The organism is Mucilaginibacter sp. (assembly GCF_028288185.1).
Lineage (GTDB): Bacteria > Bacteroidota > Bacteroidia > Sphingobacteriales > Sphingobacteriaceae > Mucilaginibacter.
Map to the genome: position 1 here is coordinate 113,698 of NZ_JAQBOF010000027.1, position 14,478 is coordinate 128,175.

At 40.5% G+C, this 14,478-nt stretch carries 11 protein-coding genes; 5 read left to right on the plus strand and 6 right to left on the minus strand.

Going from position 1 to position 14,478, the window contains the following annotated elements:
- The first annotated feature begins 43 nt into the window (after positions 1–43).
- The 4 genes from alaS (at position 44) to JWQ34_RS10875 (ending at position 6,242) form a co-directional block, all read left to right on the plus strand.
- Positions 44–2,728 carry an alanine--tRNA ligase gene (gene alaS / locus JWQ34_RS10860; protein ID WP_299357279.1) on the plus strand — a complete coding sequence of 895 codons (2,685 nt, stop codon included), beginning with the start codon at positions 44–46 and terminating at the stop codon, positions 2,726–2,728.
- Between the two features lie 134 nt (positions 2,729–2,862).
- A complete protein-coding gene (gene gatB / locus JWQ34_RS10865; protein WP_299357280.1) occupies positions 2,863–4,329 on the plus strand; it encodes an Asp-tRNA(Asn)/Glu-tRNA(Gln) amidotransferase subunit GatB in 1,467 nt (488 codons plus the stop codon).
- Entirely contained in the window at positions 4,326–5,456 is a 1,131-nt protein-coding gene (locus JWQ34_RS10870; RefSeq protein ID WP_299357281.1) for a TlpA disulfide reductase family protein, read from the plus strand. Before gatB ends, JWQ34_RS10870 begins: the two co-directional genes overlap by 4 nt.
- Before the next feature lie 96 nt (positions 5,457–5,552).
- Positions 5,553–6,242 carry a response regulator transcription factor gene (locus tag JWQ34_RS10875; RefSeq protein ID WP_299357282.1) on the plus strand — a complete coding sequence of 230 codons (690 nt, stop codon included), beginning with the start codon at positions 5,553–5,555 and terminating at the stop codon, positions 6,240–6,242.
- 50 nt (positions 6,243–6,292) lie between these two features.
- On the opposite strand, the gene JWQ34_RS10880 is transcribed toward JWQ34_RS10875, so the two are convergent.
- Positions 6,293–6,748, minus strand: coding sequence for a hypothetical protein (locus JWQ34_RS10880; RefSeq protein WP_299357283.1), 456 nt, complete (start codon positions 6,746–6,748; stop codon positions 6,293–6,295).
- A gap of 168 nt (positions 6,749–6,916) precedes the next feature.
- On the opposite strand from JWQ34_RS10880, the gene JWQ34_RS10885 reads away from it, so the two are divergent.
- Positions 6,917–7,636, plus strand: a complete 720-nt coding sequence (locus JWQ34_RS10885; RefSeq protein ID WP_299357284.1) for a pseudouridine synthase — start codon at positions 6,917–6,919, stop codon at positions 7,634–7,636.
- 74 nt (positions 7,637–7,710) lie between these two features.
- On the opposite strand, the gene JWQ34_RS10890 is transcribed toward JWQ34_RS10885, so the two are convergent.
- The 5 genes from JWQ34_RS10890 to proB all read right to left on the minus strand — a co-directional run bounded on the left by JWQ34_RS10890 (position 7,711) and on the right by proB (position 14,163).
- Positions 7,711–8,115, minus strand: a complete 405-nt coding sequence (locus tag JWQ34_RS10890) for a hypothetical protein (protein ID WP_299357285.1) — start codon at positions 8,113–8,115, stop codon at positions 7,711–7,713.
- 91 nt (positions 8,116–8,206) lie between these two features.
- Positions 8,207–10,549, minus strand: coding sequence for a type I DNA topoisomerase (gene topA / locus JWQ34_RS10895; protein WP_299357286.1), 2,343 nt, complete (start codon positions 10,547–10,549; stop codon positions 8,207–8,209).
- A 110-nt stretch (positions 10,550–10,659) separates the two neighbouring features.
- The gene (gene mnmA, locus JWQ34_RS10900) at positions 10,660–11,748 is read right to left on the minus strand and encodes a tRNA 2-thiouridine(34) synthase MnmA (protein WP_299357287.1); all 1,089 of its coding nucleotides are present in this window, start codon (positions 11,746–11,748) and stop codon (positions 10,660–10,662) included.
- Between the two features lie 85 nt (positions 11,749–11,833).
- Entirely contained in the window at positions 11,834–13,078 is a 1,245-nt protein-coding gene (locus JWQ34_RS10905) for a glutamate-5-semialdehyde dehydrogenase (protein ID WP_299357288.1), read from the minus strand.
- Positions 13,079–13,083: 5 nt separating this feature from the next.
- Positions 13,084–14,163 (minus strand): glutamate 5-kinase, encoded by a 1,080-nt coding sequence (gene proB / locus JWQ34_RS10910; protein WP_299357289.1) that lies wholly within the window; start codon positions 14,161–14,163, stop codon positions 13,084–13,086.
- Positions 14,164–14,478 lie beyond the last annotated feature (315 nt).

A 14,478-nucleotide genomic window follows, 5' to 3' on the forward strand; every position in this document is an offset into this window, starting at 1 on the left:
TTCCTGACTTCCCGACTTTCGGACTAATAATTATCTTTGTCCCATGACCGCTAACGAAATACGACAGGCTTTTCTTGATTTTTTTGCTTCTAAAGGGCATACCATCGTGTCTTCCGCACCTATTGTTGTTAAAAACGACCCTACGCTGATGTTCACCAACGCGGGTATGAATCAGTTTAAGGATATATTTCTAGGTGAAGCGCCTGCAAAATCTCCGCGCGTGGCTGATACGCAGCGTTGTTTGCGCGTATCGGGTAAGCATAATGATCTGGAAGAGGTTGGTATTGATACCTATCATCATACCATGTTCGAGATGCTGGGTAACTGGAGCTTTGGCGATTACTTTAAAAAAGAAGCCATCGAGTGGAGCTGGGAGCTGCTGACCGATGTATTAAAGATTGACAAAAAACGCCTTTACGTTACCGTTTTTGAGGGTGATGCTAAAGAAGGTTTACCCAAAGACCAGGAAGCTTATGATTTTTGGAAAGCTTATGTACCCGAAGACCATATCCTGCTAGGAAACAAAAAAGATAATTTTTGGGAAATGGGCGAAACCGGTCCGTGTGGACCTTGTTCTGAGATTCATTATGATAACCGCCCGGATAGCGAGGTAGCTAAAGTTGCCGGTGCTACACTGGTTAATGCCGATAATCCGCAGGTTATTGAGATCTGGAACAACGTATTCATGCAGTTTAACCGTTTAAAAGACGGTTCATTACAGCCATTACCTGCCCAACATGTGGATACAGGTATGGGCTTTGAGCGTTTGGTGCGGGTAATACAAGGCCAATCATCTAACTATGATAGTGATGTATTTAGCCCCACAATAGAATTTATCGCCGAGAAATCAGGCAAAAAATATAATGCCGCTGCTGTACCCGGCGATGCAGATTGGAACACCGCTGTTGCCATGCGTGTATTGGCAGATCATATCCGTGCGGTTAGTTTTACTATTGCTGATGGGCAGCTACCGTCAAACAATAAGGCCGGTTATGTTATCCGCAGGATTTTACGCAGAGCGGTACGTTATTCATACCAATACTTAGATTTTAAAGAACCATTTTTAAACCTGTTGGTGCCTTTATTGGCAAATCAATTTAAAGGTGTATTTGATGAGTTGTATAGTCAGAAGGATTTTGTGCAGAAAGTTATTTTGGAGGAGGAGGTTTCTTTCTTGCGGACTTTATCTGCCGGAATTAAAAAATTCAATGAAATCATAAATTCATCTAGTGGTAATTTTACAATCGATGACATAAACCCTCATCCTATAGATACAGGTCAAAAGATTATTCATGGGGCATTAGCTTTTGAATTATCAGACACTTATGGATTCCCTTTAGATTTGACTGAACTTATGGCCCGAGAAAAAGGCTGGACCGTAAATTTGGAAAGCTTCAATCATGAATTAAAAAAACAAAAAGATCGCTCACGTGCTGCATCCATTGTTGATACCGGCGATTGGATTACTCTAAAAGATGAAGAAACAGTTTTTACCGGCTACGATGAAACGGAGACTATATCGCACATAACCAAATACCGTAAGGTAACGGCTAAAGGTAAAGAGCAATACCAGTTGGTGTTGGATAAAACACCTTTCTATGCCGAAAGCGGTGGCCAGGTAGGCGATACCGGTGAGCTGGTTTTCCCGGATGGCGAGGTGGTTAATGTAACCGATACCAAAAAAGAAAACGGACTTATTGTACATTATGTAGATAAACTACCAGAGGATATTGACGATGCTTTAACCGCTATTGTTGATAAAGATCGCCGTAATAATATCATGAATAACCATAGCGCCACGCACTTACTGCATGCCGCCATGAAACAGGTTTTAGGCACACACGTAAACCAAAAAGGATCATTGGTAAACAGTGATTACCTGCGTTTTGACTTCTCGCACTTTGCTAAAGTAACTGATGAGGAGCTGGCCCATATTGAAGCCATAGTAAACGAAAAAGTACGCGAGAATATCGCCCTAAACGAACAACGCAATGTACCTTATGACATAGCTATCAACAGTGGAGTAACTGCTCTATTCGGTGAGAAATATGGTGATTTTGTACGGGTTATTACTTTTGATGAAACCTTTAGCAAAGAGCTTTGCGGCGGTACGCACGTTAAAGCTACCGGCGCTATCGGTTACTTTAAAATTGTATCAGAAAGCGCGGTTGCTGCCGGTGTGCGCCGTATAGAGGCTATTACCGGCTTAGGTGCCGAGAACTTTATTAATGAGCAAACCAAGTTAGTTTACCAGGTTAAAGAATTATTGAAGAACCCTAAAGACATTGCCAAAAGCATAGAAGGATTATTAGAAGAGAACAACCGTTTAAAGAAAGAGATAGAGAAAAGCATTTTAGAAAAATCATCAGGCTTAAAAGATGAATTAGCTAAACAGGCAATAGCTATAAACGGTGTTAATTTCATCGCCCAAAAAGTAGAGTTGCCCAATGCTGATGCTATCAAGAACCTGGCTTATAATTTAAAAGACATTGTACCAAATCTTTACCTGGTATTAACTGCTATTATCGATGGCAAACCAAACGTTACCGTTATGGTAGCCGACAACCTGGTAAAAGAAAAAGGCCTTAACGCTGGCAACATCGTGCGCGAGTTGGCTAAAGAGATACAGGGTGGTGGTGGCGGTCAGCCATTTTTTGCTACCGCGGGTGGCAAGGATATTAGCGGACTGGATGCTGTATTGGTTAAGGCGAAAAGTTTTATTGCTTAACATTACTCACACCTCATTGCGAACGCTCGCAATGAGGTTATTCCAAACAGATTTGACAACTTTTTAAAAGTTGTCAAATCTAAATAGTTTATATATTTGACGCTGATAAGCGAATATTGCTCATCTTTTAATTTATGACACTTCTACCAGTAGAAATAACCGAAAAGTATGAATTAGTTGTTGGATTAGAGGTTCATGCGCAGTTATCTACCTTGAGCAAGTCCTTCTCGTCTGATTCTGCCGCTTTTGGTGCCGAGCCAAATCATCATATCAGTGCAATCTCATTGGGCCATCCGGGTACTTTACCGCGGATAAACAAACGTATGGTTGAGTACGCGGTTAAAATGGGTTTGGCCTGCAATTGCACCATCAACCTAAAAAACAGCTTTGCCCGTAAAAACTATTTCTATGCCGATCTGCCCAAAGGTTACCAGATAACACAAGATCAGGCAGCTATTTGTTTAGGCGGTTCTGTTTTAGTTAGGTTAGCTAATGGTACTACGAAAGACCTTGCTATCCATCATATCCACATGGAAGAGGATGCTGGCAAAAGCATGCATGATAATCACCATGAAGATTCTTTGATTGATTTGAACAGGGCAGGGGTGCCTCTAATAGAGATTGTATCACAACCCGATATGCGCAGTGCCGAAGAAGCCGGCCAGTTTTTAACCGAGATCCGCAAGCTGTTACGTTACCTGGATATCTGCGATGGCAACATGGAAGAAGGCAGTATGCGTTGCGATGCCAATATATCCGTTAGGCTAAAAGGCGTTACCGAATATGGCAATCGCTGCGAGGTGAAGAACTTAAACTCTATCCGTAACGTACAACGCGCCATTGAGCATGAGTTTGCCCGCCAGATAAAAGTTATTGAAGCTGGAGGCCGAATAGATCAAAATACCTTAAATTTTAATGCTGATACCGGCGAAACATCGGTGCTACGCTCTAAAGAAATGGCTAATGATTACCGTTATTTCCCCGAGCCTGATCTGATGCCGTTAGTTTTAGATAGTGCTTATGTGGAAAATATCCGTAAAACATTACCTGCTTTACCAAATCAATTATATAACAAATATATAGATCTGGGTTTATCAGATTATGACGCTTCGGTAATTACGGCTGATAAGGAAGTAGCCTTATACTTTGAAGAACTGATAAAACACACCGCCAACTATAAAGCTGCAGCGCACTTAATGATGGGTGCCGTTAAATCACACTTAAACGAAACCGGTTTGCATATTACCGATCTGCATATTGAACCTGCAACACTCGCCGGCTTAATTAAGCTGGTTGATGCGGGCGCTATCAATAATACTAATGCTTCGCACAAGTTGTTCCCGGCCCTATTAAAATCACCCGGTAAAACTGCCGAAGCACTTGCAACCGAACTAAACTTATTAATTACCACCGATGGCGATGATGTAAGTAAATATATACAGGATGCCTTAGCTAAATATCCGGATAAGGTTGTCGAGTACCAAAGAGGCAAAAAAGGCGTTTTGGGTTTGTTTATGGGCGAGATCATGAAAAGCTCGAAAGGCAAGATTGACCCGCAAGCCACTAATCAATTATTAATTAAAGAATTAGAATCTAAATGAAAACACGTTCAATAATTTATAGCGCCATAGCTTTAGTTTTGGTACTAGCTTCATGTAAAGATAAATCGGTATTTAAAATATCAGGTACATTAAAAAATCCGGATAAGGTAAAAAAGGTTTACTTGCTCGAAGCGGATAGTGTACAGATAAGCGTGGTCGACTCGGTTGCTGTTAGCAGCGATGGTAAATTTGAATTTAAACATGCTGCACCTTATGCTAACTTATATAAACTGCGTATAGGCACCGGTATATATGATCTGATAGCCAAGAACGGCGATGATATTGAGTTCTCGTCAGATCAATCTGATAAAGCACATGCTTATGAAATAAAAGGATCAGAAAGCTCTGAAAAAATACAGGAATTTAACAAACTAAGTAATGTTTGGGGCGAAAAGAATCGTGTAGTAGCCGATGAATACCAGTCGAAAGTTGAAGCGTTAGGTAAAGAGTCAGACTCATTAGTTGCTGTATACAGGCCAATGTTTATTGCAAACATGAATGGTTATGCTGACGCGGTTTTAAAGTTTGTTAATGATAATAAAACATCGCTGGCTGCATTTTACGCCATGTCATCATTGGAGCCTATGAAGTACGAGCAGCAAATGGTTAGTTATGCGGATGAATTAAAAGATAAAAATTCATTTACTGATAACCCTGGTGTACAGCGTTTTATAAATCAGATGATGCTGATCAAACCGTTATCTATAGGTCATAAAGCGCCTGAGTTTACTACTGCCGGCCTTGATGGTAGACAAGTTAAACTATCAGACTATAAAGGTAAATATGTAATGCTTGACTTTTGGGCATCATGGTGCGCCCCTTGCCGTGCCGAAAACCCAAACGTAGTTAAAGCTTATGCAGCTTTTAAAGATAAAGGCTTTAATATTTTAGGTATATCGCTTGATGTTACTAAAGACGATTGGCAAAAAGCTATAAATGCTGATAAATTAACCTGGGCTCACGCGTCAGATTTGCAAAGATTTGATGGACCGACCGAGCATTTGTATCATATAGAAGCTATACCATCAAACTTTATTATTGATCCACAAGGAGTTATAGTTGCCAAAAATGTTACCGGCGCTGCGCTTGAAGACTTTTTAAACAAAACATTTAATAAGCATATATAATATGTTAAGATAAAGCACTACTTAACAATTTGTTAATATTAAGTTTACTGTAAGCTTTTTTTAAGTACATACTTTTATAACAAAATTAAAACGTTCATGAGCAACTTAAACAAACAGAAAATTTTAATAGTTGACGATGAGCCTGATATTTTGGAGCTTATTGAGTATAACTTAAAAAAAGAAGGCTACCAGGTATTCACGGCACGTAATGGCCAGGAGGCGGTTACCGAAGCAAAAAGATCATTACCGGATCTGATCGTTCTTGATATTATGATGCCCAAAATGGACGGTATTGAAGCTTGCCGTATAATGCGCACCATGCCCGAATTTAAAAACACCTTTATGGTATTCTTAACCGCAAGGAGCGAGGAGTACTCTGAAATTGCAGGTTTTAATGTTGGTGCTGACGATTATATAGCTAAACCTATTAAGCCACGTGCTTTGGTTAGCCGCATAAACGCCATACTGCGCAGAAACGCGCCTGCCGAAGATATCTCTGATAACAAACTGGAAATTGGCGAATTGGTTATCGACCGCGAAGCATACCTGGTTTTCCAAAAGGGTCAGAAAGTTGTTTTAGCCAAAAAAGAATTTGAATTACTATACTTGCTGGCCTCAAAACCCGGTAAGGTTTATACCCGTGAGGTAATACTAAAAAACATCTGGGAGGACTCGGTAGTTGTTACCAACCGTACTATAGATGTACACATACGCAAACTACGCGAAAAACTAGGCGATGATATAGTGGCCACCGTAAAAGGAGTAGGTTACAAATTTGAAGCATAAAAACAAAAAGGCCCATAATTAGGGCCTTTGTTGTTTTGTAAGATTTAAAGTTACAATACTGGTTTTCTCTTTGTTTTAGTTGCAGTCGCTTTTTTAGTGTTGGCAACTACGGTTTTTGCTTTCGCAGTAACAGCTTTAGCCTTTGTATCGGCTTTTGCCTTTACATCAGCAGCGGCAGTTTTTGCTTTCGCGGTGATCTTTTTTGCATCGGCATCTGCCTTTGTTTTAACATCGGCAACCTTGGCTTTGGCATCTTTTACAGCAGTTTTTGCTTTTGCGGTAGTGCTTGCTACTTTAGCTTTAACCGATGTTTTGGCAGCACTTACTTTCTTAGTCGTGGCTTTTTTTGCAGGTGCTGCTTTTTTAGTTAGATCACTGATCTTATCTTCGGCTGCATCTTTTATATCTTCGGCTTTGTCTTTGGTACCATCCCAAAGCTCCTCAATGGTTTCTTTAACCTTTTCGAAAAATCCTTTTTCTTCAGGTTTGGTTGCTTTAGTACTCATAATGTTTTTATAGTTAGATGTTTGTAATATGTTTTTCAAATACAATAACCAGACCAATTGAAGTTTGTTTTTAGAAAATGAGCAGACTTACGAAGTTTTTAAAACTTCGTAAGTCGTAAACAGCGATTTAAATTAATAACCGTATTTTTGCCGACTACAATTTAATACATGAAAATTCCAAAATTTGCCGACCTGATCTTATTCGAAGATGATGACCTGATAGTAATTAACAAGCCAGCCTTTATCAGCTCGCTTGATGAACGGGAGGGAGGCGAGGTTAATATATTGCGTCTGGCTAAAGAATATTCAGACGATGCACAGATATGCCACCGACTGGATAAAGAGACCTCTGGAGCCTTAATAATAGCTAAGAACCCGGAAGCATACCGCACCGTATCTATGCAGTTTGAGAAACGCCAGGTTAATAAAGTATATCACGCGGTAATTGACGGCACCCATGTATTTGACAAGTTACTGGTTGATCTGCCGATACTAAACGTTGGTAAAGGCAATGTAACTATCAGCAGGCAGGAAGGCAAACGTGCCGAAACCTGGTTTCAGTCCATAAAATTCTTTAAACATTATACATTGGTAGAGTGCCGCCCGGTAACCGGCCGTATGCACCAAATTCGGATCCATTTAGCTACCCAGCGTGCGTCAATTGCCGGTGATGAAATGTATAAAGGTAAACCAGTATTCCTATCAGCCATCAAGCGCAAATATCATTTAGGCAAGGATCAGGAAGAGCTGCCTATCATGAAGCGTTTTGCCCTGCATGCTTATCAGGTTACCTTTAAAAAAATGGATGGCACAGCCATCACCATACACGCCCCATATCCAAAGGACTTTGAAACGTTGTTGAAGTTGTTGGAGAAGTTTGACTCTTAGTTAGCAGTTTTTAGTTGGCGGGTTGCAGTAATAACGAGGATAAATTTACCAACTGCCAACTAAAAACTGCTAACTTATTTTATCATTACCCCCGGCTTATTCACAACAGGTAACTTAATAAAATTAGAGTCAATTATACTTTCGGGCAGGAAGATGAATTTCTTATCGTAAATCTGGGTACCTATGTAATAGCTAACCCAGTACTCATTATTTAAGCCGAAGGTTTGCTCGTCAATCATTTCGATCTGCTTATACGTACCGTTCGCAATAACCGGGAACATGTGGCGCAGGGTAGAGGTTTTAACCCTCTCGCCATCTTTTTCACCATAACCTTTAGAAGTTATCAGCACATTTTCAATAGGCTCTTTTTTCAGGTTGATAAGATAGACATGCCAAATTTTGCTTTCAGCATTCTCACCCTCTAAAGCTACAGCCACAGCAATATCAGTTACGTTATTTTCGGGGAGATCTTTAATCATTATTTCATAAGTTATACGTTGGACGTTCTACGTTGTACGTATGAAATAATCTAAAACGTATTACTTACAACGTATTAACGTAAAACGTCGCCTACTTCTTCTTAGCAAATTTCTTACCGCCTTTTTTAGGCGCTTTGGCATCCGCCGCTGCTAATGCTTTGCATTGTTCGAACGTTAGCGTAAGCGGGTCTGTTATATCTTTTGGTATCTTAACGTTTTGTTTACCAAATTCTATATAAGGTCCCCAACGGCCATTTAATACTTTAACGGTCGGGTCCTCGTCAAACGCTTTTATCAGCTTCTCGGCATCTTTTTTACGTTTTTCCAGTATCAGTTCAATAGCCTGTTCTTCGGTAACGTCATGCGGGTCAATCTCTTTTGGTAAGGATACAAACGCGCTGTTGTGGCTGATGTACGGGCCAAAACGGCCTATAGCAACTTTCATTGGTTTGCTTTCAAACTCGCCAACTACTTTTGGCAGCTTAAACAGTTCAAGCGCTTCTTCTAACGTAATGGTTTCGATGCTTTGCCCGGTGCGTAAGCTGGCGTATAATGGTTTGTAATCTTTATTATCATCACTGGCGTTTTCACCAACCTGTACAAAGGGGCCGTAACGACCAATACGTACTGATACTTTTTCGCCTTTTTCCGGGTGAACACCTAAATCGCGTACACCTGTAGCTTTGTCCGCGGTTTCAATAGTGCTTTGTACATCTGCATGGAAAGGCTTATAAAAATTGCCGATCATGGTTGTCCATTCTTCCAGTCCGGCGGCTATTTCGTCAAACTGCTTCTCCACTTTAGCGGTAAAATTAAAATCGACAATACCTTTAAAGTGTTGTACCAGGAAATCATTTACAACAGCGCCAATATCCGTAGGGAATAGCTTGCCCCGCTCTGCACCTGTATTTTCTGTACGTTCTTCTTTAGCTATGTTTTTATCTTTCAGCGTTAATACTCTGAATTTCCTTTGCTTGCCTTCGCGCTCTTCCTTAACTACATAACCACGGTTTTGTACCGTTGAAATGGTAGGGGCATACGTAGACGGGCGGCCAATGCCTAACTCTTCTAATTTTTTAACCAAACTAGCTTCGGTATATCTTGCCGGTGGGCGAGAGTAACGTTCGGTAGCCGTCATTTCTTCCAGATCCAAACGCTGACCTTTTGTTAACGGCGGCAACATAGCATTATCGCCATCTTGTTGGGTATCATCCTCATCGTCATCCGATTCCAGGTAAACTTTCAGGAAACCGTCAAACTTCATCACCTCACCATTGGCGGTTAAATCTTCTTTGCGGGTTGATATACTGATCTTTGCCGTTGTTTTCTCAAACTGGGCTTCACTCATTTGTGAAGCGATGGCACGTTTCCAGATCAACTCATATAAGCGTTTTTCGCTTCCGTCGCCTTCAATAGTATGGTTACTAAAATAGGTAGGGCGTATGGCCTCGTGAGCTTCTTGTGCGCCTGCGCTTTTAGTTTTATATTTTCTATGCTGATGATATTTATCGCCGTAGGCAGATATAATTTGTTGTTGTGCGGCCTGTAACGCGGTTTCGGATAAGTTAAGAGAGTCTGTACGCATATAGGTAATATGCCCGGCTTCATACAACTTTTGCGCCACTTGCATTGTACGTGAAACCGAATAACCTAATTTACGACTGGCTTCCTGTTGTAGGGTAGAAGTAGTAAACGGCGCGGCAGGCGAACGTTTTGCAGGTTTAGTTTCTAACGATTTAACGTTAAAATCAGCACCAATACAATCAGTTAAAAATTTCTCGGCATCTTCTTGTTTACTGTAACGCTCGGCTAATTCAGCTTTAAAGGCTTGTTTGCCTTTACCAAAAATAGCTACAATTTTAAATGCTGCTTCTGATTGAAATTTATTGATCTCTCGCTCGCGCTCTACTATTATACGTACGGCTACAGACTGTACACGGCCTGCTGATAATGATGGTTTAACCTTTTTCCATAATACAGGTGAAAGTTCAAAACCTACTAATCTATCTAACACACGGCGTGCTTGTTGCGCATTTACCAGGTTATAATCTATTTTCCTGGGATTATCTATGGCCGCCATAATTGCCGGTTTAGTTATCTCATGGAAAACAATACGTTTGGTGGTAGCGTCTTTTAAATTTAAGGTATCAAACAAATGCCATGATATGGCTTCACCCTCGCGGTCCTCATCGGAAGCCAGCCAAACCATGTCGGCTTCTTTTGCTAGTTTCTTTAACTCGCTAACTATCTGCTTTTTATCAGCAGGTACCTCGTAGGTTTGTTTAAAGTTGTTGGCTATATCTATCGCGTCTTCTGATTTAACCAGATCGCGGATGTGCCCGTAACTCGACTTAACAGTAAAGTCTTTTCCCAGGTATCCCTCAATGGTTTTAGCTTTCGCCGGTGATTCTACAATTAGTAAATTTTTAGCCATGTAGCATAGTTATTTTTTGCAAATAAAGGATAAAGAAAACGAAACGCAAATTTTGTCCCGAGTTTAATTTTTTTCTTTTAACGGGAAATGTAATAATAGAAGCGCGAATATTACATTAAAAAGCCACCGCCCAGCAAGTCATTGCCCTCATAAAAAACAGCCGACTGGCCCGGCGCGATACCCGATACCATATGGGTAAAATCAACCTTCATGTGTTCGCCCATTTGTACAATGGTACTTTCTGCACCGGCATCTTTATATCTTATTTTGGTGATGGCGTTTAAAGGTTCGGTAATACTTTCGTATTTAACCAGATTTAAGTTTTTAACCCAGGCTTGTTTGCGTTGCAACTCATCCTCGGTACCTAATACTACGGTATTGGTAACCGGATCAATACTGGTAACAAACATTGGATGGCCCAACGCTATACCTAAACCACGGCGCTGACCTATGGTATAAAAAGGATAACCCTGGTGCTTGCCTACTATAGTGCCGTCTGTTAACGTAAAATTACCACCGGCAACACGTTGCTCCAGATCCTCTACTTTGTTCCTTAAAAAGGCTCTATAGTCGTTATCGGGCACAAAGCATATTTCATAGCTTTCACTTTTTCCGGCAAGTTCTATCTGGCCCATATCCATAGCCATTTGCCTGATCTCCGGTTTAGAGAAACTACCTAACGGGAATTTAGTACGTGCCAGATTTTGTTGTGATACCCCCCAAAGCACATAAGATTGATCTTTATTTTCGTCTTTACCTTTTGATATTACGTAACGGCCATTATCCTGTAAACGGATATTGGCATAATGCCCTGTAGCGATATGCTCACAATCCAGTTTATCGGCGCGTTTTAATAAGGCCTCCCATTTAATGTGGGTGTTGCATAAAACGCAGGGGTTAGGTGTACGGCCGGCCAGGTATTCGTCAACAAAATTGTCAATAACAAAATCGCCAAACTCATTGCGTATATCTAATATATAATGCGGGAAGCCATAACCAACAGCTAATGCGCGTGCATCATTAATGCTATCTAAGCTGCAACAGCCGGTTTCTTTAGAACTGCCTCCGGCGGATGCATAGTCCCAGGTTTTCATGGTAAGCCCAATAACCTCATAGCCCTGCTCATGCAGCATTACTGCCGCTACCGAACTATCAACGCCACCGCTCATTGCCACTAATATCCTTCCGTGCTTACTCATATTGGCGGCAAAGATACGGCTTTCAATTTTATGTTGATCAGGTGTTAGTCAGTTAAGGGTAAAAAGGAGTGAGGCAATAGATAAGCTATGAACGTATTTGCCCATCACCTCTCACCAGCCATTTATAACTGGTTAGCTCTTGCAAGCCCATTGGGCCGCGTGCATGTAGTTTCTGTGTGCTGATACCGATCTCGGCCCCTAAACCAAATTGCGCGCCATCGGTAAAAGCTGTTGATGCGTTTACATAAACTGCCGCAGCGTCAACCCGGTTTAAAAAGATTTCCATCCGAACTGCATCTTCGGTAATAATTGCCTCGCTATGTTTTGAACTATTGGTTGCGATATGGTCAAGCGCCTGTTCAAAAGTATCAACAGTTTTAACTGCCATATTCATAGATAAAAATTCAGTGCCAAAATGTTCCGGCCCGGCTTTATGTAATAACTGGGTCGGGTAGGTGCTTTGCAAAGCTGTATACGCCGTTTCATCAGCATAAATAGTTACCCCGGCATCGCCTAAAGGTTTAGCCAATTCAGACAGGTCTTTTAATCGTGCCGAATGTATGATCGCGCAATCCAAAGCGTTACATACACTCACCCTGCGGGTTTTTGAATTGAAGATGATATCAGTTCCTTTTTTTAAGTCAGCAAATTCATCAAAGTAAGTATGTACAATACCAGCGCCTGTTTCAATTACGGGTACTTTGCTATTCTTCCGTACACTATTTATTAATCCCTGGCTACCGCGCGGAATAATTACGTCAACATAACCCACCGCCTGCATTAAAGCCTCGGCAGCTTCCCGCTCCTTAGGCAATAACACAGCAACATTGACATCAATGTTATGTTTAATTAATATTTTATGGATAGTCCTGATAATAGCAAGGTTAGAATAAGAAGCATCGCTGCCACCTTTTAAAATACAAACATTACCGGTTTTAAAACAAAGAGCAAATACATCAAAGGTAACATTTGGCCGGGCCTCATAAATTACGCCTACAACCCCTAACGGCACGCTGATCTTTGATATATGCAATCTGTTAGGCATTGTTTTTTCTGATAGGATATGCCCTAAGGGATTTTCCAACTGAGATACATTAATAATGTCCCTAGCAATATCTTGTATGCGGGTAGGGGTAAGCTTTAACCTGTCATAGTTTGGATTGCTGGTATCCATTCTATCCAGGTCTTTTTTATTTTCCGCAAGCAGGTAATTAGTTTGTGCAATGGCTTCTGCAGCAAGATCCTTTAAAACCTCATTTATGGTTCCTGCCGATATATTTAAATTACGAGCAGCTAACAGTGCGTTTTCAAAGTAGGAGGTGTAGCTCATTTTAGTTAGCTTAATAAATAAAGATAATCATAATGCACCAATGGCTTTTGGTTTTTCTGGCCGATGCTTTCTTTGGCTTTATCGGCACCGTATTCGGCGATACCTAAACCTATTAACTCATTTTGTTCATCAACCAGTTTAATAATCTCGCCTTTTTTAAAGTCGGATATAATCTTTACCACTCCAATTGGTAAGAGGCTGGTAGCTTTATTAGATACAAGAGCCGTTTTAGCACCTTCATTAACCTGCACAACACCTGTAGCCGATTTTTCTGAATGGGCTATCCATTTTTTCTTTTCGGATGATGTTTTGTTGGGAACAAAACGCGTATGCGGCGCTGTATTATTTAATACGTTAATTAATATGTTATCTTTTGTCCCATTTGCAATATGAACCGCTATACCCAGTTTAGCTGTCTTTTGCGCCATGTGCGATTTAGTGATCATACCACCCCGTCCAAATTGCGACTTACCCGAAGTTACAAATGATGCAAAATCAATACCGGCATCTGCAACTTCGGTAATAATGGATGAACCTTCATCATTGGGGTTACCGTCATATATCCCATCAACGTTGGTTAATATAATTAATGCCTGCGCATTTAGCATAGAGGCTATAAGTCCGGCAAGCTCATCATTATCCGTAAACATCAATTCCGTTACCGATACCACATCGTTTTCGTTTACTATCGGGATAACCTGGTGCTGTAACAATATCTCCAGGCAGTTTTTCATGTTTAGATAATGCTGCCTGCCTTTAAAATCCTCGGTAGTAACTAATACTTGCGAACATAGTATATCATGTTTCTCAAACAGCTGCGCATAGGTATTGATCAGTTTAACCTGGCCTATGGATGCCAGTAGCTGACGGGCGGCAATAGCATCATATTTATCAGATACAGTTATCAGGCTTCTACCCGCTGCAACAGCGCCTGATGATACCAGCGTAATCTCCACACCTTGCTTTTTAATAGCGACAATTTGCTCAACCAATTGGCTTATGCGATGCTGATCGGGGAGGCCATTGCTTTGCGTTAAAACATTAGAGCCAATTTTTATTACGATGCGTTTATAAGTAAATGACATTAGTATGCGATAGAAATTGGTGTAAATATCGCCATAATTAATGGTTTCAATTCGTTTTTTGTATATAAATGAGATAAAATGACAAGAAATTAGTCATTCCAAATGCTTTGCATGTGAAAAATGATAACAATAACCCGAAAACTATATAAAACCGGATAAAATCTACCATAAATAGTAAATAGAGATTGATTTTTTGATGGGGGGTAAGTATATCAAAAAGAATCTCAAAAAATCTAAAGAAAACTTTTTTCAAAAAAATAATTTGCACTTTAATTATTTTTAATACATTTGTCTACTTATTCTATAGACTTTATG

Bases quoted from the DNA above. Each gene is read 5' to 3' on its own strand.
- JWQ34_RS10880 (WP_299357283.1), bottom strand. From the start codon at position 6,748: ATGAGTACTAAAGCAACCAAACCTGAAGAAAAAGGATTTTTCGAAAAG.
- gatB (WP_299357280.1), top strand. From the start codon at position 2,863: ATGACACTTCTACCAGTAGAAATAACCGAAAAGTATGAATTAGTTGTT.
- proB (WP_299357289.1), bottom strand. From the start codon at position 14,163: ATGTCATTTACTTATAAACGCATCGTAATAAAAATTGGCTCTAATGTT.
- JWQ34_RS10905 (WP_299357288.1), bottom strand. From the start codon at position 13,078: ATGAGCTACACCTCCTACTTTGAAAACGCACTGTTAGCTGCTCGTAAT.
- JWQ34_RS10890 (WP_299357285.1), bottom strand. From the start codon at position 8,115: ATGATTAAAGATCTCCCCGAAAATAACGTAACTGATATTGCTGTGGCT.
- JWQ34_RS10870 (WP_299357281.1), top strand. From the start codon at position 4,326: ATGAAAACACGTTCAATAATTTATAGCGCCATAGCTTTAGTTTTGGTA.
- JWQ34_RS10885 (WP_299357284.1), top strand. From the start codon at position 6,917: ATGAAAATTCCAAAATTTGCCGACCTGATCTTATTCGAAGATGATGAC.
- JWQ34_RS10875 (WP_299357282.1), top strand. From the start codon at position 5,553: ATGAGCAACTTAAACAAACAGAAAATTTTAATAGTTGACGATGAGCCT.
- mnmA (WP_299357287.1), bottom strand. From the start codon at position 11,748: ATGAGTAAGCACGGAAGGATATTAGTGGCAATGAGCGGTGGCGTTGAT.
- alaS (WP_299357279.1), top strand. From the start codon at position 44: ATGACCGCTAACGAAATACGACAGGCTTTTCTTGATTTTTTTGCTTCT.
- topA (WP_299357286.1), bottom strand. From the start codon at position 10,549: ATGGCTAAAAATTTACTAATTGTAGAATCACCGGCGAAAGCTAAAACC.